Genomic DNA, 21308 nt, shown 5'->3' with positions numbered 1-21308 from the left:
ATTATTAAATTAATAATTCATTTACGACAACGCTTTAAATAAGGATTAATTGTTATGCTCGAAACTATATTTCAATATTCACTTCTTTCTTTCTTTCTTTCTATTGTATTAATTCTAGTAGCTTTAGTGAGATTTCAAATTAAGCCATGGCAATTGTGGCTAATAGCAGTTGGTTTGACATATCCAGGCGCTGTAGTTGCTGACCATTTTGGCGCTCAGCTTTTACTTCTTTTTCTTTTAGCTTTAGGTATTCTAATAGTTCCAAGTGTTAGATTATTGTTGTTTACTAAGCCTCTTTATAAGTTAATGCGCAAATCCCTTCCTCCGATTGGCTTAACCGAAAGTATTGCACTTGAGGCAGGAAGCGTTTGGTGGGATGCTGAGTTATTTCAAGGCAATCCTGATTGGACGAAGCTATCAGAACTTGAGGCAACTGAACTCACTGATGAGGAGCAAAGTTTTGTTGATAATGAAGTTGAAACCCTTTGCGGTATGGTTGATTCCTACGAAATTGTTTCCAGTGAAGATTTGCCTAAGGAGGTTTGGCAGTATATTTTTGATAAGGGATTCTTGGGTTTGATTATTCCAAAAGAATTTAATGGACTCGGTTTTTCTCATTTCGCGCATGCCATAATTGTAGGAAGGCTTTCATCGGCCTCACAGTTTTTGGGAATTTCGGTTATGGTTCCAAATTCTTTAGGACCTGGTGAGCTGTTATTAAAGTATGGGACCGAAGAGCAAAAACAACATTACTTGCCTCGTTTAGCCAAAGGAAAAGAAGTGCCATGCTTTGGACTAACCTCTACAGTTGCTGGATCTGATGCGGGCTCTCTGGTTGATAATGGGATAGTATGTTATGGTGAGTACGAAGGTAATAAAGTATTGGGTCTAAGATTAAATTGGGAAAAGCGCTATATAACCCTTGCACCTATAGCTACAGTGATAGGGTTGGCTTTTAAGGCATATGACCCTGATAATTTACTGCCAGCTGATCACCCTCTTTATAAGAAAAATGATTTAGGAATTACCTGCGCACTTATTCCACGAAAAACTGAGGGTTTAAGTATAGGAACACGTCATCGTCCAATTGGCGAGCCATTTCAAAATGGCCCTATTTATGGTAAAGATGTTTTTATACCAATGGACTGGGTAATCGGTGGTGAAAAAATGATTGGCCATGGATGGAGAATGCTTATGGAGTGCTTAAGCGTTGGTAGAGGAATCTCGTTGCCTGTAACTGGGGCATCTGCCACTCAGGCTATGCTTTTAACTACGAGTACCTATGCACAAACTCGTGAGCAGTTTGGAATTCCAATTTCGAAAATGGAGGGAATCCAAGAGAAACTATCGAATCTTGCTACAAATGCATTTCGAGCAACTGCAAACATTAATCTTTCTACTTGGGCGCTTGATGCTGGACATCGACCATCAATTATTTCAGCAATAGTGAAATATAGAAACACTCAGTTATTGCAAAATTCTTCGATAGATGCAATGGATGTTCATGGTGGAAGAGGAGTAATGCAAGGCAAAAGAAATTATGTTTCAAATGTCTATTCTGGTGCTCCAGTTGCGATTACTGTTGAAGGCGCAAATATTCTAACTAGAAGCTTAATGATTTTTGGACAGGGACTTGTTAGGTGCCACAAAACTTTACTAGATGAATTAACAGCGCTTCATGATGACGGGAAGAATGCAATAAAGAATTTTGATAAAGCTCTAGTAACTCATGTTGGAAGCTTTATTAATAACATTGCTAGAGCAATTGTCTACGCTTGGACTAAAGGCAGATTGGCAAAACCTTATGGTAATAAAACGACAAGGCCTTACTATAGAAGCTTATCAGTTTTATCCGCAAAGTTTGCCGTCTTAACCGATATCGCCTCTTTATTGTTAGGTGGATCTTTAAAAAGAAAAGAGATGGTGTCTGGTCGATTTGCTGATGCAATTTCTGCAATGTATGAAATCAGTTCATGCATAAAGCTTTATGAGGAGAAATTCCAAAATGACGATAATATCGAGAGTATTCTTAAATTATCAGTTCTCACGTTAGTCAAAGAGGCTGATATTGCGATGCGAGAAAATATAGAAAGTATGCCAGTGAATGGAGTTATTAAGGCAATAATAAGATTTTTCCTTTTTCCTTTTTCAGTCACTAGCGATAAAATTAATGACAAATTAATTATTGCTACTTCAAACTCTATTACTGATATTGACTGGTTAATTGACAACTTATCTACATGTATTTGCTCCAACTTAAGAGAAAAACCTGGACACCCTTTTTATATTCTATTTCAGGGGTATGAGGCTGGGATTAAATTAAAAGTGCTCAGAGATAAAGCCAAAAAAGCTGGATATAAGTATCAGCCAAGTATTACCTTAGAGTTTTGGCTTCAAGGGCTTGTTGATAATAAAACTTTAACCACTGAAGATAAAGAAAATTGGCTCAGATGGAATGACATTCTTCTTGAAGCACTAAAAGTGGATGATTTTGAAAATTTAAAGAATTAAAAATATAGGAAAACTATGAAACAATATTTTGATAAAGCTTTTAGCAAGATTGCCGTTCTTGGCTCGGGAACAATGGGTGGGCAAATAGCTGCTCACTTCGCAAACTTAGGGTTTGATGTAGTCATGTTTGATACAAGTGAAGAGGCGTTAATGAAATCGCTCTCCATGTTGAAAAAATTGAAACCTACGCCATTTGCAAGCCTCTCAATAGCGAGTTTAATTAAGACCTCAACTTATGAGAATCTAGATACTCTATCAAAATGTGATTTCATAATAGAGTCAATTGTCGAAAATATTGATATCAAAAAACAACTTTTCATGAAAATAGCTCCTTATGTAAATGATCATGCAGTTCTCGTGACAAATACTTCTGGGTTATCAATTCAAAAAATTGCTGAGCATTCTCCAGAAAGCTTGAGAAGTAGAATTTTTGGAGTTCACTTTTTTAACCCTCCCAGATATTTACCGCTTGTTGAATTAATACGAACTTCATTTAGTGATGAAAAGTTACTTCATATAGCTGAAGGATTTATTACCTCGGCATTGGGAAAGGAAGTTGTTTATGCAAAAGATAGTCCTGCTTTTATTGCTAACAGAATAGGCGTCTTTTCTTTTTTGGCTGTATTAAAGCATGCTGAAAATTTCTCTTTATCTGCTGATACAGTTGATGCACTAACTGGTAAGAGGGTTGGAAGACCTGCTAGCGCTACATTCAGAACTCTAGATGTTGTTGGTCTTGATGTGATGTCAAATGTTGTAAAAAATATTTATGAAAATGCCAAGGATGATCCATGGGTTGAACTATTCAAATTGCCTGATTGGATTGATCATTTAATTGAAAAAGGGTCATTAGGAAGTAAGACTAAAAAAGGCATATATGAGAAAGTAGGAAAGAATATAAATGTTTATGATCCAGCTACTGGAGAATATAGACTCGCAGATAAAACTATTAGTTCAACGGTCAAGAAAATACTCAAAGATAATGGAAATATTGAGAACTCATTATTAGAGCTTTCCAAATCTGGTGATCCGCAAGCACAATTTTTATGGTCAGTTCATCGTGATGTTTTTCACTATGCCTCTTTTCATTTAGAGCATGTGGCAGAAACAGTAAGGTGTGTTGATCTTGCATTAAAGTCAGGCTTTGCTTGGCAGAAAGGTATCTTCGAGCAAGTCCAGCTTACTGGTTGGAGTAAGGTTAGAGAGGCCCTGAATATTGATATTAGTGGCGGTAAAACTCTTTCTCAAGAGCCCCTTCCAAATTGGGCTATGGATAAAGATTTTGTTTATTCTGATGATGGGGCTTTTGATCCAAATAAGAATCAATATATTACAAGATCATCTCATCCAGTTTATGAAAGGCATCTGCATAAATCTCTTTTGCAGGGTGAAAAGCAATATCACCAAAATATTTTGCTGGAAGGTGAGGCGACTAAGCTACTTGATATTGGCGATGGTATTGCCAGCGTTTCTTTTAAAACAAAAATGAATGTTTTAAGTTCAAACGTTTTAACTGAGCTACCAAAGTGCCTTGACTATCTTGAAGAAAATGGTTTTCATGCTTTAATTTTTAAGCAGGAGCAAGAGCATTTTTGTGCTGGAGCAAATCTATATGAAATAATTTCTGCTATTAAACTAGGCCTACTAGAAAAAGATCCAGGAGTTGCCTCTAAAGCTAAAAAGAAGGCGTTTGAAGTTATGAATCCAGGGCTTCCTAAGCTTGGTAAGCTTTATTCCATTAAAAAAACAGTAGCTATGCTGCAAGAATTATTGATGCGCTTAAAGCATGGCAAAATAGTAACAGTTGCTGCAGTTGATGGGCTTGCACTTGGGGGAGGCTGCGAGCTTTTATTACATTGCAATAAAGTGGTAGCCTCAATGAATTCTTATATCGGCCTTGTAGAAGTTGGTATTGGTGCCTTACCAGCGGGCTGTGGCAGTAAGGAAATGGCTTTAAGGGCATTTCTTAATAAAGAAACAGACGATATATTTCCTTTGCTTTCTAAGCATTTTGAGCAAATTGCCATGGCAAAAGTTTCAGCAAGTGCTTTAGAGGCAAAAGAAATGGGCTATTTAAAAAATGATGATGTAATTATTGCTAATCCAAACGAGTTACTTTATGTTGCAAAGCAACAAGCAATAGCATTACTAGAATCTGGATTTAAATCTCCCTTAGATGCGACATTTAAAGTAGTTGGAAAAGCTGGGTATGCAAACATTATGGCGCAAATTGCCAACCTTTATGAAGGACACTTTATGTCAGATCATGATAAGTATTGTATAACCTCTTTGGCAAAAGTAATGACTGGTTCTGAAGTTGAAGAAAATACAACAGTGAATTCGCAAATGCTATTAGATCTTGAGAGGAAGTATTTTATCGAACTTTTAGGCACTCAGAAAACGCAAGAAAGAATTGAGTTTATGCTAAGAAATAGCAAGCCACTTCGAAATTAACTGGAGAACATTATGAGAAAAGCTTATATTATTGATGCAAAAAGAACTCCAGTTGGAAAAGTAAGGGGTTTATTGTCTAAAACTAGAGCAGATGATTTATTAATTCATGCAATACAAAGTGTATTGAAAGCATCGGATACTAGTGAAGAAATTAATAAAAATATTGATGACATTATTGTTGGCTGCGCAATGCCAGAGGGCCCACAAGGGCTTAACATTGCTCGCATTGCAACATTACTTGCTGGCTTGCCAGATTCAACGCCTGCGTACACTTTAAATAGGTTCTGCTCATCAGGACTTCAGTCGGTATCCAATGCCGCTGACTTAATAAAATCGGGTTCAGCTGATTTAGTTATAGCAGCTGGCGTTGAAAGTATGAGCAGCGTTCCTATGACTGGCTTCAAACCTTCTATGAATCCTAAAATTTTATCAGATGAAAATATTTCTATTGCATACGGAATGGGATTAACAGCAGAAAAAGTAGTACAGAAATATAAAATATCAAGAGAAGCTCAAGATGAATTTGCATTTGAAAGTCACCAAAAAGCAATTCTTGCAAATAGTAATGGTTCATTTTCAAATGAAATATCCCCAATAACAACTGTTGAAAATGGATACTCAACTACTTCCAATGAATACACAACTCGTTCTAATGTTGTATCTATGGATGAAGGGCCAAGAGAAGATACAAGTCTTGAAGTTTTGGCTAAACTAAGAACTGTATTTGCTCAGGATGGCTCAGTTACTGCAGGAAATAGCTCACAAATGTCTGATGCTGCTGCTGCAGTTCTTGTTGCTAGCGAAGAGGCTGTTGAAAAATACAATCTAACACCAAAAGCTGAGTTCATGGGCTTTTCAGTTGCAGGAGTTCCTGCAGAAATTATGGGAATTGGCCCAGTCAAAGCAATTCCTAAAGTTTTAAAATCAACAGGCTTAAGTCTGGATGATATAGGCTGGATTGAGCTCAATGAGGCCTTTGCTGCGCAATCATTAGCTGTAATTCAAGAGTTGGGCCTTGATCCTAAAAAAGTCAACCCACTTGGGGGTGCAATTGCCCTTGGTCATCCCTTAGGAGCTACAGGGGCTATAAGGATTGCTACTCTGGTATCAGCTATGCAAAGAGAAAATATTGATTATGGTATGGTCACAATGTGTATTGGAACTGGAATGGGCGCTGCAGGCATACTTAAAAATATAAGAAATTAGATGAAAACACAAAATTTTATCAGTAAGCTAAGACTGCCAATCATTCAGTCACCAATGTTCATTGTATCCAACGCAAGACTTGTTATTGCATCATCAAAGGCAGGAATTGTTGGGTCATTTCCGTCAGCTAATTGTCGAACATTAGAAGCACTGGATCAAACTTTTTCTGAAATAACCGAAGCTTTAGGTTCAGGCAAAGAAGCACTTCCTTGGGCGGTTAATCTTATTGTTAGTAAAATGTATGCTCGGAGTAATGATGACCTCGATTTAATTCTTAAGCATCAGCCACCAATTGTAATTACTTCACTGGGTAACCCCAAAGAGGTTGTTGAAAAAGTTCATAAATATGGCGGATTAGTTTTTTCAGATGTTATTAATTTATACCACTCAAAAAAAGCAATTGATGCTGGAGTTGACGGTTTAATATTGGTTTGTAATGGCGCAGGCGGGCATACCGGTGAATTGTCACCATTTGCTTTTGTAGCTGAGGTGAGAGAGATCTTTGATGGCACAATTATTGTCGGCGGAAGTATCAGCTCAGGCGATTCAATCTTAGCAATCCAGGCTATGGGTGCTGACATGGCTTATATGGGAACTCGCTTTATTGCTACAAAAGAAAGTGATGCCACTGAGGAGTATAAAGAGATGATACTTAACGCCTCAGCCAGTGACATTATTAAGTCTAATAAAATTACTGGTGTTAATGGAAATTGGCTCGAGCAATCACTAAAAAATGCTGGGATTTCTCCTAAAGAAAGAGGAATTAAGCAATCATTGGGTGATTTAAAAAAAATGATAATGCCCCTAATTAAACAAAAACTTAAAGTAGATTTTGATATCAGTAAGGTTACTGCTAAGAGGTGGCGTGATATTTTTTCAGCAGGGCAGGGAGTTGGCTCTATCTCCAATGTACCAAGTGTTGAGGATTTAGTGTTAGAATTAGAAATGCAACATGCTAAATCAAAAAGTCGAATTTTAAAAGGATAATAAATAAATGCTATCTAGGCCAGCAAAGCGAGATTTAAAACATAATAGAGTCATCGAAGGAAAGGGCTATAAAAGAGATGATGGGCTTTGGGACGTTGAGGTATTCCTAGTTGATAGTAAAACTTATTCATTTGAAAATATGCATAGAGGCTATATAAGTGCAGGAGAGCCACTTCATGATATGGCTGTAAGATTAACTCTAGATGACGACAGGAAAATTATCGATATAGAGGCAGTAATAAATGCATCCCCATACAATATTTGCCCGCAAGCTGTACAAAATTGCCAAAATTTAAAAGGTGAGTATTTAATTTCAGGCTTTAACAGAAAGGTTATCAAAGCTATGGGTGGTGAAAAAGGATGTAGGCATATTACTGACTTATTGGCTTATGCCGGAACGATTGCTTATCAAACTCTTTGGAAAGAGAAAACTGGCGGCAAAACCAATACTATTTCTTTAGAGGAGGCCAAATCGATAGAAAAAAAATTTACAAACTCTTGTTTTGCATTTAAGAAAGATGGAGAGGTTTATAATCAGTACAAAGAAATACTAATAAACAAGATAGAGAAAAGTTAATTACTAGAATAAGGAGAAAAGCATGGAAAAAGTCATACCAAACAAACTTGAAGAAACAGAGTTTTTTAAAGAGCATGGTAACTTAGTAGAGTTTTTTGATAACTGCTGTCAAGAGCATAATGGAAAAATGGCATTTGAAAGCTTTGGTGTTGAAATTTCATATGAAGATCTTTCAGAAAAAGTAAATGCTTTTGCCTCATGGCTGACTAATAATTTTCAGGCAGGAGATAGGATAGCTGTGATGATGCCAAATATGCTTGCCTATCCAATCATTGTATATGGAGCTCTGAAGGCTGGAATCGTTGTTGTTAATGTTAACCCTCTCTATACTCAAAGAGAATTAGAGCATGTCCTTAAAGATAGTGAAGCTAAAGTATTAGTAGTCTGGGAGGGCGTCGCTACTGTAGTAGAAAAGTCTAATCTTGCGAATGTAGAAAAAGTAATGATTACAACTGTTGGTGACCTTCTTGGATTTAAAGGGAAAATTATTAATTTTGTAACTAGAAAAGTTAAAAAATTAGTGCCTAAATTTAATATTGATGGCGCTATTATGTTTAATAAAGTACTAAGTGACAACTTAGGGAAAAATCCAGTTAAAGTTGATATCTCTATTGATAATACTGCATTTCTTCAATACACTGGAGGCACAACAGGAGTTTCAAAGGGCGCAGTATTGTCCCATCGAAATATCCTTGCAAACATTATTCAAGCGTTTTTTACTATTGATCCAAAAATGTATGATGAATCAAGAAATGAACAGAGAATTGCCATCTGTCCGTTACCTCTTTATCATATATTTGCATTAACCGTTCACAACTTCATGCTGTTTCATATTGGCGGAAAAACTGTTTTAATTACTAATCCAAGAGATCTTAAGACTTTTGTTTCATTAATGAAAAAACATAAGTTTCATATGATTTCTGGCGTAAATACTCTTTATGAAGCTCTATTAAATTATGATGGCTTTAAGGAGTTAGATTTTAGTAACTTGCTTATGTCATTAAGTGGCGGAATGGCTGCTTTAGATACCACTGCAAAAAGGTGGCATGAAACTACTAAATCTGTCATTTGGCAAGCATACGGACTAACAGAGACTTCTCCTTTGGTGAGTGTTAATGATTATAAGCAAACTGAATTTACTGGCTCTGTAGGATTTCCTGCTGCTTTCACTGAAATTGAAATTCGAGATGAGGATAATAATGTTTTAACTGAAACTAACGAGGTTGGAGAGCTCTGCGTACGCGGACCACAGGTTATGAGTGGATATTGGAATTCTGATGTTTCAGGTCTTGACGAAAATAATTGGTTCATGACAGGTGACATTGCTCGAATAGATGAAACAGGTAATATTTTTATCGTTGATCGTAAAAAAGATATGATTATTGTTTCTGGTTTTAATGTATTTCCAAATGAGGTAGAGGCTGTTGTAAATGAGCACCCTGCAGTTCTTGAGTGTGGCTGCGTTGGAATTGAGGGTGAAGGCTCTCAAGAGCTTGTGAAAGTATTTATAGTTCTCCATGAAGGGCAAACGTTATCAGAAGAGGAGATCATTAGTTTTTGTCGTGAAAAATTAACTGCTTATAAAGTACCTAAGCATATTGAGTTTATTAAGGAAATTCCTAAAACAAATGTTGGTAAAGTTCTTAGAAGAGAGTTAAAGACTGGGTCTTAATGAATGAGATACTGTGGAAGCCAACTCTAAGTGAAATAGAGGATTCCCAAGCCTGGGAGTTTATTCAAGAAGCTAATGTTAAGTTTAATATAAGTCTAGAAAATTTTCATGACTTATATAAATGGTCATGCAAATGCCCCGAGTCTTTTTGGGAGTTATTTTGGACATATTCTAAAATCATTGCGGAGAATGACTCTAAAGAGGTTTTAAAAAATGGCGATGATTTTTTAGAATCAGAATGGTTTTCAGATTCTAAATTAAATTTTGCAAAAAATCTATTATCTAAAAGGGATCAATCACTTGCCATTGTTTTTTGGGGTGAGGATAAATATAAAAGCTCTTTATCACACTCTGAATTATACAATCAGGTTTCAAGGCTCTCTCATTGGCTTAAGAAAAGTGGCGTTGTAAAAGGTGACCGCGTTGCTGGCTTGCTTCCTAATATGTCCGAAGCGGTGGTCTCAATGTTGGCAACATCTAGTATTGGTGCAATCTGGACATCCTGCTCTCCTGATTTTGGTGTTCAAGGAGTCCTAGATCGATTTGGTCAAGTAAAGCCTAAAATATTTATTTGTGTGGACGCATATCTTTATAACGGAAAGGTTTTTAATTGCCTTGAAAAGAATGCAGAAATAATTTCAAAGCTGCCATCTATTGAAAACACTTTGTTGGTTCGTTATATTGACGATCAAGCTTCTTTAAAAGAAAATAATTCCATTTTTGCATTTGATGAAATTGCTGATCAGGAAGTAACACCTGAATTAATTTTTGAATCTGTTGCTTTTAATGACCCACTCTATATTTTATTCTCATCTGGAACTACTGGCGTTCCAAAGTGCATTGTTCATGGAGTTGGTGGGACTCTAATTCAACATAAAAAAGAGCATACTCTTCACTGCGATATTAAAGAAGGCGAAAGGGTCATTTATTTCTCTACGTGTGGCTGGATGATGTGGAACTGGCTCGTTAGCTCTTTAGCTTCTGGGGCAACAATAATGCTCTATGATGGCTCTCCAATATTAAAACATAATGCTGGTGTTTTGTTTGACTATGTAGAGCAAGAAAGAATTAATGTTATGGGTATATCTGCAAAATTTTTGGATACTTGCAGGAAAATAAATCTTAATCCCAGTGTATCTCACAATTTAGAAACTCTGCGAATATTGCTTTCTACAGGATCAGTATTAAGTCCCGATTGTTTTGATTATGTCTACCAATACGTAAAAGAAGAGATATGTTTGTCTTCTATTTCTGGTGGGACTGATATTGTTTCATGTTTTGTATTGGGCTCTACAATACTTCCAGTTTATCGAGGTGAGCTACAAACTCGAGGCCTTGGTCTTTCTGTTGAAGTTTGGAATGAGCTAGGCGAATCTGTTATTGGAGAAAAGGGCGAGTTGGTTTGCACTAGTACTTTTCCTTCAAAGCCAATAATGTTTTGGAGCGATAAGAATATGGATAAATATAAAAGTTCATATTTTGAACGCTACTCTAATGTATGGTGCCATGGGGATTATGTAAAGCTCATGGAATCGGGCGGAATGATTTTTTATGGGAGATCAGATGCGACCCTTAATCGAGACGGAGTGAGGATTGGAACAGCTGAAATATATCGACAAGTTGAAATACTAAATGAAGTATTAGAGTCTGTCGTTGTTGAGCAGGCACTTGATGATGACTCACGAATTATCTTGTTTGTAAAGTTAAGTGAAGGTCAGCAGCTGAATGATGAGCTTAAGAATAAAATAGCTCATCAGATTAGAAGCAATACCACGCCTAGACATGTTCCAGATGTGATCATTCAGGTCTCTGATATTCCTAGAACAAAGAGTGGCAAAATTGTTGAATTAGCGGTTCAAAAAGCAATTAATAATCTTCCTATTGACAATAAGACTGCCCTAGAAAATCCCGAAGTTCTTCAGGAATTTTATCAACATGAAGAGCTTCAATGATGCTACATTTTGAATGGTTATCAAAGGTTATAATATTATATTGTTTCTAATTTAAGGTTTGTATTTTGGCTAAGCTTTACTTTTATTATTCTGCAATGAATGCCGGAAAGTCAACCTCACTTCTTCAGTCTGCATATAACTATAAAGAGAGGGGTATGAGGCCTTATATAATGTCAGCAGCAATTGACAATCGATATAGTGTTGGTAAAGTAACATCAAGAATTGGCCTTGAGGCAGAGGCCTATCTTTTTCATAAGGAAGATGATTTGTTTAAGATACTTTCTGAGGAAAATAAAAAACAAGGCATCAACTGTGTGCTTATTGATGAAAGTCAGTTTCTAAGTCGAGATCAAGTTAAGCAACTAGCTATTACTGTAGATGATCTAGATATACCTGTTCTTTGTTATGGTATTAGGACTGACTTTAGAGGTGAACTCTTCCCAGGTAGTCAGCATCTTTTGGCGTGGGCAGATAATCTAATAGAGCTAAAAACTATTTGCCATTGTGGAAGTAAAGCAACGATGGTGGTTCGCACAGACGAAAAAGGTAATATTATTAATGATGGCGATCAAGTAGTTATTGGCGGTAATGATCGTTACCAGTCCATGTGTCGAAAGCATTTTGCAGAGCATATCTGGTCAAATTGAGTTGACATATGAAGGTAAATAGCACTTTAATAGTCTCTTGTTGTGAGTGAGCTTGTTGCCCTTCTTTTGCTTTTAGGTGCATTTTCTGGATTTTTAGCTGGTCTATTGGGGGTTGGTGGGGGGCTAATAATTGTTCCAGCTTTGCTTTATCTTTTGGCGCCATCTGTGGACCAGTCAATCTTAATGCATACTTCAATTGGCACTGCTTTAGCGGCTATTGTTTTTACTTCTATATCTAGTCTCTATGCGCATCAAAGGCACGGAGCAATACTTTGGGATAATTTTAAAAAGTTAGCCCCTACGATTCTACTTGGGTCTTTTACAGGCGCCCTATTAGTAAAATATATGAGCTTTGATTTTCTAAGGCTATTTTTTGCACTCTTTGAGATTAGTGTTGCTTTGATTCTATGGTTTGGGGTTACTACATCAAGTCATGCTGATAATTTATCTAGATGGGCTTGGTCAATAACTGGGTATTTTATTGGCCTAATTTCTGCTATGGTTGGAATTGGTGGCGGAACTATGACAACACCATTTTTGGTTTATAACAATGTAAATATTAAAAATGCTATAGCAACCTCTGCATCTGTTGGGATGCCAATTGCAATTGCTGGAAGTATTGGTTTTATGATTACAGGCTCAAGTCAAGACCTTCCAACTGGTGGGATTGGATTTATCAATTTTGAAGCGCTTGTCGCTATTGTCGCTACGAGTATTTTTTTTGCGCCATTAGGAGCCAAGGTAACCCATGCTGTTGATAGTAAAAAACTTAAAAAAGGGTTTTCAATTTTTCTAGGTTTTTTGGCGGTTATGGTTCTATTTTATTAAATGGTTACTAGCTAGACTTATTACCAAACCATCACTGATCATCAGTAAAATTTAAAGCAACAGAGTTAATGCAGTATCGCTTTCCAGTGGGCTGAGGGCCGTCAGGGAAAACATGCCCTAAGTGGGCGTCACAAGACGCACATCTAACTTCGACTCTAACGTGGCCCATAGAGTTATCTTCTAGTTGACGAACACAGCTACTGTTTGCAAGTTCATAAAAACTTGGCCATCCACTTCCCGAGTCAAATTTAGTGCTCGATTCAAATAACACTGCGTCACAGCATATACAATGATAGTGACCTGTCTCATTATGATTATAATATTCACCAGAGAATGGAGGCTCAGTGCCACATTCTTGAGTAATATGATATGCTTCAGGTGATATATTTTTCTTATTATCCATTCGTGTATTATAAGATAAATTTACAGTCATCTTTAAAATCTGCAGTTAATAATTATGGAAATATATTTAGTAGGCGGCGCTATTCGAGATCAGATTTTAGGGATAGCATCCGAAACAACAGAAAAGGATTATGTTGTTGTTGGTTCATCCCCTGAGGAGCTTTTGTCACTAGGCTATCGTCAGGTTGGAAAAGAGTTTCCAGTATTTCTTCATCCAGAGACTCATGATGAGTACGCACTCGCAAGAATTGAGCGTAAAGTTGGTAAAGGTTATAAAGGCTTTGAATTTGATACTTCTAGGACTGTAACACTTGAGCAAGACCTTTCAAGGAGGGATCTAACAGTTAACGCAATTGCCCAAAAAATAGATGGTAATGGAAGTTATATTGATCCTTATGGCGGAATAGAAGATATCAAAAAGAAAACACTTCGGCATGTATCTGATGCTTTTTCAGAAGATCCTGTGCGCATATTACGTACTGCTCGTTTTGCATCTCGCTTCTCTAATCTTGGTTTTACTATTGACGATAAGACGCTAGAGCTAATAAAAAAAATGGTTGTCTCTGGTGAAGTCGACGCTCTAACATCAGAGCGCGTTTTTAAAGAAATTGCTCTTTCAATGCAGACAGAGTCTCCGTCTGTATTTTTTGAAGTTTTGATTGAATCTAGGGCATATGAAAGGTTATTTCCGATGCTAGAGCTTAGTAATAATAGTGATTTTAAGCAACTCAATCAATCAATCAAGCAACCTGAAGTCTCCTTTGCTCTTTGGCTTCATAAGCAAAATCCTCAAAATATTGAGGCGCTTTGTGAGCATCTTAAATGTCCAAAAGATATCCAACAAATTACTGAACTCGTTGCAGAATGGAGTCATTTTGCTATGAATTTCTTGTCATTTAATCCTCAGGAAGTCTTAAATTTTTACTTAAAGAATGATGGTTTAAGGCGTCATAAAAGGTTTCAAATAATTCTGACGGCTTTTGATTGCTTGGATATAAATACAAAGCCAATAATTAAATTACTAGAGCTTCTTAAATCAATTCAGATTTCGAAACTTGCTAATATCAATATTGCACAAGAGATAGCTCAAGAAAGACTATCGATTATTACTAGATTTATCGATTCTACAGAGTAGGTCATAATCACAGTAGTCGCAAGCATTTTTTGCAGGCAAGACGCTAGCAACGCCTGACTGAAAATTTTGGCTAGCTGAGATTAAGCTTGATTTCCATACAGTCAATTGACTGTCCCAATCTGGCATTTTATTACTCGCCTGTTTACTTATTGGAAGTTCAAATTTATTCTTTGTTATTGCCTTAAACTCACAATTGTTAGAGTTAATAGTTGCAAATGAGATTCCATCAACTGAATTCGTTATTGCGTAAATAGGAAGCTGAGCCTCCTTTAAAGGATCTCCAGTGAGATGGCTTGCTTTAATATTTTTTCCAGTTTTATAATCAATGATGAGTTTTGTGCCAGAAGCCATTTGATCCATACGATCAATACGAGTTGAAAACTTCAAGCCCTCAATATTAACTTCAGATGCTGATTCAGTCTCTAGCACTTCAAAGTAATCTCGCTGCTTCTCAAGATCAAGATATTCATTAATAATTGCTAAAAGCCTATTTTTTTCATTGACCTTAAAATTTGAATTAGGTATTTTCAAAATTGCAGACTCAGTATGCTTCTCTATTAATAAAGTAAGCTCATTATCAGAAAGTTGTAATAATTTTGTGCTGGTTGTAATCTCATTGAAGAAAGTCTCTAAGATCTTATGGATTAAATTGCCCTGTTCAAGTCGGCTTATACCAATATGTGGCTCTTCAAAGTTATCAATACTAAGACGGTTTGTAAATCCTTTAAACCCGCAACTCATCTGATCTTGAAGGGTTTTAACGCCTTTTTTTATGGAAGGTTCAATAATTTTAGAAGCTTTAAAATCTTCAATATATTCTAAATCTCTAGGAAAATCTTCAGATAAAGCTTCGAAAGGAAATTCATCAAAGTCTAAATATGGAGTAGGAAGCTCTTCACGATTACTTGAGTTCTTTGGGTAACTGTATGTAGTATCAAAACTTAAATTATTTAAGTTTTCTAATGTTTTTTTGCTTTCTTCAGCAACTAATTGAAAGCTTGAATTCGGAAGTTTATACTCAATTGAAGTCTTTGATGGAATGAATAATGGCATTTTTATTCGCCCTGGAAGGAAGTTGCTTGTCATGCTCGATACCCATGCATGATCGAAGAATAAACCCTCAGCCTCAAGAGAGCCCATTATATGAATATTTGACAAACCACTTTTTGGTTGAAAAATAACAGCACTTATATGGGCACTTAAGATATCTAAAGCATTTGATAAGTTTGTTTTTTTATAATAAATTGATAGTTTATTTAGAATTAAACTTTCAGTCTGATACTTTTCAAATATCTGATATTCACTACTTGATAAGACTCTATCTGAAGTAAAGCCCCAACAAGAAAGTAATAAGTTGACAAAATCAAGGGAATCTTCAAGAGATATAGTTTTTGAGGTATTAATTGTATTTATTTTTATAAAAATCTCTTTAAGTGATGGGCATGTATCTAAAAGAGAAATGATTTTATTAACCCTGCTCTCTTTGGCACCAATTTTTAAAACTTTAGAGACCAATAACGCGCGACTATCTCGCTCACTCTTAGCGCCTTTAATATAAGGTGAAGTAACAACCTTGATCAATAATTCATGGCTTATATGACCCTTGATAAATTCAGTTGAAATTTGTAAAACAGAGGAAAGATGTTGAATGAGTGGGTAATGTCCAAGCGGTATTCCAAGAGAAATATTGTATGGTTTTTGATGAGTTTCGATTAGGGTCGAAGTAAATTCAAGATCAAAAATAGTTTTAACAATATGCTGTAATTCATTTAAATTTGGGATAACAATTCCAATTTTTTTATCTGGATTTTTTAGACTAATCTCTTTTGCCCATTTTGCTATTGTCTTTAATTCAGTATCTTGGTTATTGAAAGAGAAGGCAGGAATATTTTTATTTTGACCTTGACGCAACATAGGCCTACATTTTAATATTTCAAAAAGTTTTTTTTGCTCAGGTGTTGGCTCATTGAAGCCATAATAATAATATTTCCCTTCTTTATTTTGAGTTTTTAGAGATTCTAGTGAAGCACGAAAAAGATCTGTATGATCGATACACTTATTAGCCGTTTTAAACTTATCATATTTACTTATCCAGCCTATAAAGAGCTTAGGAGGGATTGCACCAAAGCTTGATAACTCAGATATATCAATAAAATAAGTTTTGCAAATTGTGTAGCACTTAATTAGCTCATCAATAAAAGTTTCAGGATTGCTTGTAACATCTCCTTTACTAATTTCTTTTAATAAAAATCTTATTTCAAACTGAGTTAGCAGGCGCAAACTTCTTGATGGATTATTTTGATTCCAGTTGCCTTCAAGCCATGATTTATAGGAAGATACTTTCGGCATTTTTGATGTACCATTAAGTTCAGATATTGATTTCTTGATTGCTAAGACTTGGCGATTGTTCGCGACAATAATTGTATCGTTAGCTTTAATTAAAGAGAGGTCTAGGTTAACCCTCATTACTCACTTCAAATATTTTATTAAGATAACTACAAAGTTCAGGCACCCCTTCTTTTTTCAGGGATGAGAAAAGCTGAACACTTATTGATGGGTAACCTTTGATTGCTTTCATGACAGCAAGTTTAGCTGAGCTTGCAGCTCCCTTTTTAAGTTTGTCAGATTTTGTTAGTAAAATATTTGTAGGGACTTTATTAGTGATAGACCACTCAAGCATCATTTGATCAAAGGGCTTTAATGGATGGCGACAGTCCATTACAAGTATTGCAGCTCGCATGCACTTTCTATTGTCAAAATATTCACTCATATTTCTATGCCAATTTTGTTTTACAGCATCTGGAACCTTGGCATATCCATAACCAGGTAAATCAACAAGCCTTCGATCTTTATCAAGCTCAAAGAAGACTAAATGCTGAGTTCTACCAGGAGTTCTGCTAACTTTCGCTAATTTTTTTTGTTCTGTGAGTGTATTAATTGCACTAGATTTACCTGCATTAGAACGACCTGCAAAAATAACTTCATATCCAGCATCTTCTGGACAACCTTTAATGGATGGACAGGATAAAAGAAACTTTGCTTTGCGATAGAAATTATGCATAATTCAAGTAGTTCGGTGCAGACATTGTCATTATATAATCTTTATTAATTGACATCTCATTACATTCTAATTCTATTAGGTATTCTGACATCATATGGATAATGAAATATATCTTAAAAGAAAGTACCAATACTTTTCTCTAGAGGACAAGCTTAATACTCCTCTAGAGTTATATCAAGCTGAAGTTCATCCAGATTGGATTGACTACAATGGCCATATGAGCGAGTCATTCTATTTGTATGCTTTTGGCGATGCTTCAGATGCTTTATTTCAATACATTGGGGTTGATAATGACTATCGCTTAGCAGGCAAGTCTTTCTATACTGTTGAAACGCATATAAACTTTTATTTGGAAGTTTCAAAGGGAGAGCCTCTTAAGTTTACTACTCAATTACTTGGTTTAGATGCAAAAAAGCTTCATATTTTTCATCAAATGTTCCATGCTGAAAGTGGTGACTTATTAGCTACAACTGAGCAAATGCTTGTTCATGTAGATATCAACAAAGGGAAAGCATGCCAGATTGAATCAACTGTTGAAGATATACTTTTAAAGATTTGGGGATATCATAAAAAATTGTCTACACCAAGGCAAAAAGGCCGCATTATGGCGATTAAAAAATAAAGTAAGTTAATTAAATTGTAGGAGTAGGGATGGATTTTGGCCTTTCTAATGAGCAAGAAATGATTATCGATTCAGTTAAAAGTTTCGTGGAGCAAGAGCTTTATCCTCACGAAGATGAGGTTGAACAAAGTAATAAAATTAACAAACCACTAGCTGAAAATATCAAAAAAAAGGCAATCGATCAAGGTCTTTATGCTAGTAATATGCCAGAAATACATGGAGGTGGGGGTCTTGATACTTTGACTTTATGCCTTTTAGAGAAGGAGTTAGGTAAGGCAAATTTTGGTCTTCAGTATATTGTCGCAAGACCTAGTAATATATTGCTGGCTTGCCAAGGAGCACAAATTGAAGATTATTTAATTCCAACGATTCGAGGAGATAAGGTTGAATGTCTTGCAATGACAGAGCCTAACGCAGGGTCAGATGTTCGATCTATGCAGTGCAAGGCAGAGAGAGATGGAGAGTTTTTTGTAATTAATGGCTCAAAGCATTTTATTAGTCATGCGGATGTGGCCGACTACGTTATCTTATTTGCAGCTTCTGGAACTGAGAAGACTTCCAGAGGAGAGAGGAAAAAAATAACTAGCTTTTTGGTGGATATTGGTACCTCAGGGTTTTCTGTAGAGCCTGGATACAAAAGTGTTTCTCATAGGGGATATCATAACTTTATTCTTAATTTTGATAATTGCCGTGTCCATGAATCTCAAGTATTAGGTGAGGTAGACCATGGATTTGATGTGGCAAATGAGTGGCTTGGCGCTACGCGATTATCAGTTGCAGCAATGTGTCTTGGCAGAGCTGAAAGAGCCCTGCAAATTGCAACAGAATGGGCTGCAACGCGTGAACAATTTGGTCAAAAGATTGGTAAATTTCAAGGAGTTTCTTTTAAGCTTGCTGATATGTCAATGGAGCTTCATGCTGCAGAACTATTAACTTTAAAAGCTGCATGGAAGGATACGCAAGGAGAAATGACTAATAGTGATGCTGCAATGGCAAAACTGAAAGCTACAGAGACTCTTGCAATGATTTCTGATGAAGCCATACAAATACTTGGAGGTATGGGTCTAATGGAAGAGCTGCCTTTGGAAAGAATATGGCGAGACCATCGAGTTGAACGAATTTGGGATGGTACGAGTGAAATTCAAAGACATATCATTTCAAGGTCACTACTAAGACCATTTGAGTAGTCCTTTATGAGTAGAACTAATTTGAGTCGGCTAATATCACCAAAATCAATAGCTGTGGTTGGAAATCGTGGTGCAAATTTTGCGATTAGAGAAAGTAAAAAATTAGGCTATAACCATAAAATTTGGGCAATCCATCCAACTCTAGATTTTCTTGAGGGAATTAAGTGTTACAAAGATATTAAAGATCTTCCTGAGGCTCCAGATGCTACGTTTATAGCAGTTAATGCCGAGTCTGCTATAGCTATAGTTGCTGATTTAAAGTCGATTGGAGGTGGTGGAGCAGTTTTGTACGCTTCTGGTTTTGGAGAGCTTGGAGAAAAAGGAATAAAACGAAATCAGAGGCTGGAAGAGGCTGCTGATGGAATGCCATTAATTGGACCGAACTGTTATGGCTTTATCAATAGTCTTGATGGAGTTGCATTGTGGCCTGATGTTCATGGTTGTGAGCCAGTTTTGAGTGGGGTTGCAATTATTACACAGAGTGGCAATATAGGCCTTAATATTACAATGCAATCGATCGGGCTTCCAATTGCCTACATGTTTACTCTTGGCAATCAAACAAATACAAATATTGCAGATATTATTAATGCGATGCTCGATGACAATAGAGTCAATGCAATAGGCCTGCATATCGAAGGAATTTCCGATATCAAATCGTTTGATGTTGCTGCTCGAAGAGCCCTTGATAAAAAAATTCCAATTGTTGCAATTAAGTCTGGACGTACTGATGTTTCTGCAAAGATTGCACTCAGTCATACCAGCTCAATGACAGGCTTGGACCAACTTTTTAATGTTTTTTTTGAGCGACTCGGGATTGCTAGAGTGGATACTGTTCCAGAGTTCCTAGAAACTTTAAAACTGCTAAGTATTTTAGGAACCATTGACCATAACGGTGTTGCATCTATGAGCTGCTCTGGAGGAGAGGCAGGAATGATGGCGGATTTGATTGATGGTCTAGATATCACCTTTCCTAGCCTTGATGATCTTCATAAAGATAGAGTTAAACTAGCGCTTAATGATTATGTCGAGGTTGATAATCCACTTGATTACCATACCTTTATTTGGGGTGACCGAAAAAGAACTTCAAAATGCTTTAAGCAGATGATTAGTGGCAATTTTGCTGCAACAATGTTGTTATTGGACTGGCCAAGAACGCAAGAATCAGAACAAAAAGATTGGGACTTAACTTTATTGGCTCTCTCTGATGCGATTTCTGGGACACGTGAGAAGACTATAGTATTAGCTTCAATTGCAGATTGTATGCCTAAAAGGATTATTAAGGAATGCCAAAAATATGGTATCGCGCCAATGATAGGGCTGGATATTTGCTTGAAGGCTCTTAATCACTCCTATAGAATTGGACTCGCTTTTCAGAAAAGCTCAATGCAATCGATAGAGATATTACGCTCATTATCTCACCCTTCTAAAATTTCAACTCTAACAGAGTTTGAAGGCAAGAAATTGTTGAAAAAATATGGAATTCCTGTGCCAGATGGAAAAATTATTAGTAGCACTTCTGAGGCTTTAATTGCCGCTGAAAAAATACATTACCCTATAACACTGAAGGTTTCAGATGTTGAGTTGGTACATAAAACAGAGCTAGGTGCTGTTATGCTAAATATAAATGATCCTTTAGCGCTAGAGAAGGCTTGCCAGGATTTATTTAAGATTGGTTCATCCCTTCTTATTGAAAAAATGGTGCAAGATTCAGTTGCTGAATTGATTATTGGTGTTGGCCTTGACCCAATTTTTGGAAAATATATTATTATTGGAAGTGGTGGAATTTTGGTGGAGCTTTTCAAAGAAAGTATTCCACTTCTATTTCCAGTTAATAGGAAGGATGTTTCTCTAGCCTTATCAAAATTAAAAGCTTTTCCTTTAATTAACGGTTATAGAGGTAATCCACAAGGAGACGTTGAGATGATTATTGATTGCGTAATGGCTACTGTCAAACTAGTTAGTGAAAATGATATTGATGAATTGGATATTAATCCATTATTAGTATTGAAGAGAGGCAGCGGAGTTATTGCTGTCGACACTCTTATTAAGTTAAACTTAGGCTAATCA

At 36.2% G+C, this 21308-nt stretch carries 16 protein-coding genes; 13 read left to right on the top strand and 3 right to left on the bottom strand.

All coding sequences use genetic code 11. The features are described from left to right. Positions 1 to 54: 54 nt before the first annotated feature. The 9 genes from AC5YGD_RS07880 (at position 55) to AC5YGD_RS07840 (ending at position 12834) form a co-directional block, all read left to right on the top strand. Positions 55 to 2511: an acyl-CoA dehydrogenase gene (locus tag AC5YGD_RS07880; RefSeq protein WP_496141380.1), complete on the top strand. Its 2457-nt coding sequence runs from the start codon at positions 55 to 57 to the stop codon at positions 2509 to 2511. Between the two features lie 15 nt (positions 2512 to 2526). Further along, on the top strand, positions 2527 to 4965 hold the full coding sequence (locus tag AC5YGD_RS07875) for a 3-hydroxyacyl-CoA dehydrogenase NAD-binding domain-containing protein (RefSeq protein WP_496141379.1): 2439 nt from the start codon (positions 2527 to 2529) through the stop codon (positions 4963 to 4965). Between the two features lie 12 nt (positions 4966 to 4977). After that, positions 4978 to 6171 carry an acetyl-CoA C-acyltransferase gene (locus tag AC5YGD_RS07870; RefSeq protein WP_496141378.1) on the top strand — a complete coding sequence of 398 codons (1194 nt, stop codon included), beginning with the start codon at positions 4978 to 4980 and terminating at the stop codon, positions 6169 to 6171. After that, the gene (locus tag AC5YGD_RS07865) at positions 6172 to 7158 is read left to right on the top strand and encodes a nitronate monooxygenase (RefSeq protein WP_496141377.1); all 987 of its coding nucleotides are present in this window, start codon (positions 6172 to 6174) and stop codon (positions 7156 to 7158) included. 7 nt (positions 7159 to 7165) lie between these two features. Beyond that, positions 7166 to 7735, top strand: a complete 570-nt coding sequence (locus AC5YGD_RS07860; protein WP_496141376.1) for a DUF2889 domain-containing protein — start codon at positions 7166 to 7168, stop codon at positions 7733 to 7735. Positions 7736 to 7757: 22 nt separating this feature from the next. Then, entirely contained in the window at positions 7758 to 9407 is a 1650-nt protein-coding gene (locus tag AC5YGD_RS07855; RefSeq protein WP_496141375.1) for an AMP-binding protein, read from the top strand. Further along, positions 9407 to 11359 (top strand): acetoacetate--CoA ligase, encoded by a 1953-nt coding sequence (locus tag AC5YGD_RS07850; RefSeq protein ID WP_496141374.1) that lies wholly within the window; start codon positions 9407 to 9409, stop codon positions 11357 to 11359. The genes AC5YGD_RS07855 and AC5YGD_RS07850 overlap by 1 nt, the downstream gene beginning before the upstream one ends. Before the next feature lie 65 nt (positions 11360 to 11424). Continuing rightward, entirely contained in the window at positions 11425 to 12006 is a 582-nt protein-coding gene (locus AC5YGD_RS07845) for a thymidine kinase (RefSeq protein WP_271556514.1), read from the top strand. A 42-nt stretch (positions 12007 to 12048) separates the two neighbouring features. Continuing rightward, on the top strand, positions 12049 to 12834 hold the full coding sequence (locus tag AC5YGD_RS07840) for a TSUP family transporter (RefSeq protein WP_496141373.1): 786 nt from the start codon (positions 12049 to 12051) through the stop codon (positions 12832 to 12834). 31 nt (positions 12835 to 12865) lie between these two features. Here AC5YGD_RS07840 and msrB read toward each other — a convergent pair whose 3' ends face one another. Continuing rightward, the gene (gene msrB, locus AC5YGD_RS07835) at positions 12866 to 13237 is read right to left on the bottom strand and encodes a peptide-methionine (R)-S-oxide reductase MsrB (RefSeq protein WP_271556511.1); all 372 of its coding nucleotides are present in this window, start codon (positions 13235 to 13237) and stop codon (positions 12866 to 12868) included. A 54-nt stretch (positions 13238 to 13291) separates the two neighbouring features. On the opposite strand from msrB, the gene AC5YGD_RS07830 reads away from it, so the two are divergent. Continuing rightward, a complete protein-coding gene (locus tag AC5YGD_RS07830; protein WP_496141372.1) occupies positions 13292 to 14371 on the top strand; it encodes a tRNA nucleotidyltransferase/poly(A) polymerase-related protein in 1080 nt (359 codons plus the stop codon). Here AC5YGD_RS07830 and AC5YGD_RS07825 read toward each other — a convergent pair. Both AC5YGD_RS07825 and yihA read right to left on the bottom strand, forming a co-directional pair. Then, entirely contained in the window at positions 14333 to 16837 is a 2505-nt protein-coding gene (locus AC5YGD_RS07825) for a PD-(D/E)XK nuclease family protein (protein ID WP_496141371.1), read from the bottom strand. The genes AC5YGD_RS07830 and AC5YGD_RS07825 overlap by 39 nt on opposite strands. After that, positions 16827 to 17432, bottom strand: coding sequence for a ribosome biogenesis GTP-binding protein YihA/YsxC (gene yihA / locus AC5YGD_RS07820; protein ID WP_271556506.1), 606 nt, complete (start codon positions 17430 to 17432; stop codon positions 16827 to 16829). The genes AC5YGD_RS07825 and yihA overlap by 11 nt, the downstream gene beginning before the upstream one ends. 94 nt (positions 17433 to 17526) lie before the next feature. Between yihA and AC5YGD_RS07815 the strand changes: the two genes are divergently transcribed. From AC5YGD_RS07815 to AC5YGD_RS07805, 3 genes are read left to right on the top strand one after another with little or no spacing between them, the layout of a single operon-like run. Next, positions 17527 to 18054 (top strand): thioesterase family protein, encoded by a 528-nt coding sequence (locus AC5YGD_RS07815; protein WP_496141370.1) that lies wholly within the window; start codon positions 17527 to 17529, stop codon positions 18052 to 18054. Between the two features lie 29 nt (positions 18055 to 18083). Then, positions 18084 to 19241, top strand: coding sequence for an acyl-CoA dehydrogenase family protein (locus tag AC5YGD_RS07810; protein ID WP_496141369.1), 1158 nt, complete (start codon positions 18084 to 18086; stop codon positions 19239 to 19241). 6 nt (positions 19242 to 19247) lie between these two features. Further along, on the top strand, positions 19248 to 21305 hold the full coding sequence (locus AC5YGD_RS07805; RefSeq protein WP_416686599.1) for an acetate--CoA ligase family protein: 2058 nt from the start codon (positions 19248 to 19250) through the stop codon (positions 21303 to 21305). Positions 21306 to 21308 lie beyond the last annotated feature (3 nt).

Source organism: Candidatus Pseudothioglobus sp. uisw_070, from assembly GCF_059512545.2.
This window is presented reverse-complemented; position numbering and strand designations above follow the sequence as displayed.

Excerpts from the sequence above, each read along its gene's own strand:
- AC5YGD_RS07830 (WP_496141372.1), top strand. The coding sequence starts at position 13,292 with ATGGAAATATATTTAGTAGGCGGCGCTATTCGAGATCAGATTTTAGGG.
- AC5YGD_RS07860 (WP_496141376.1), top strand. The coding sequence starts at position 7,166 with ATGCTATCTAGGCCAGCAAAGCGAGATTTAAAACATAATAGAGTCATC.
- AC5YGD_RS07810 (WP_496141369.1), top strand. The coding sequence starts at position 18,084 with ATGGATTTTGGCCTTTCTAATGAGCAAGAAATGATTATCGATTCAGTT.
- AC5YGD_RS07875 (WP_496141379.1), top strand. The coding sequence starts at position 2,527 with ATGAAACAATATTTTGATAAAGCTTTTAGCAAGATTGCCGTTCTTGGC.
- AC5YGD_RS07855 (WP_496141375.1), top strand. The coding sequence starts at position 7,758 with ATGGAAAAAGTCATACCAAACAAACTTGAAGAAACAGAGTTTTTTAAA.
- AC5YGD_RS07865 (WP_496141377.1), top strand. The coding sequence starts at position 6,172 with ATGAAAACACAAAATTTTATCAGTAAGCTAAGACTGCCAATCATTCAG.
- AC5YGD_RS07850 (WP_496141374.1), top strand. The coding sequence starts at position 9,407 with ATGAATGAGATACTGTGGAAGCCAACTCTAAGTGAAATAGAGGATTCC.
- AC5YGD_RS07805 (WP_416686599.1), top strand. The coding sequence starts at position 19,248 with ATGAGTAGAACTAATTTGAGTCGGCTAATATCACCAAAATCAATAGCT.
- AC5YGD_RS07815 (WP_496141370.1), top strand. The coding sequence starts at position 17,527 with ATGGATAATGAAATATATCTTAAAAGAAAGTACCAATACTTTTCTCTA.
- yihA (WP_271556506.1), bottom strand. The coding sequence starts at position 17,432 with ATGCATAATTTCTATCGCAAAGCAAAGTTTCTTTTATCCTGTCCATCC.
- AC5YGD_RS07870 (WP_496141378.1), top strand. The coding sequence starts at position 4,978 with ATGAGAAAAGCTTATATTATTGATGCAAAAAGAACTCCAGTTGGAAAA.
- msrB (WP_271556511.1), bottom strand. The coding sequence starts at position 13,237 with ATGGATAATAAGAAAAATATATCACCTGAAGCATATCATATTACTCAA.
- AC5YGD_RS07825 (WP_496141371.1), bottom strand. The coding sequence starts at position 16,837 with ATGAGGGTTAACCTAGACCTCTCTTTAATTAAAGCTAACGATACAATT.
- AC5YGD_RS07880 (WP_496141380.1), top strand. The coding sequence starts at position 55 with ATGCTCGAAACTATATTTCAATATTCACTTCTTTCTTTCTTTCTTTCT.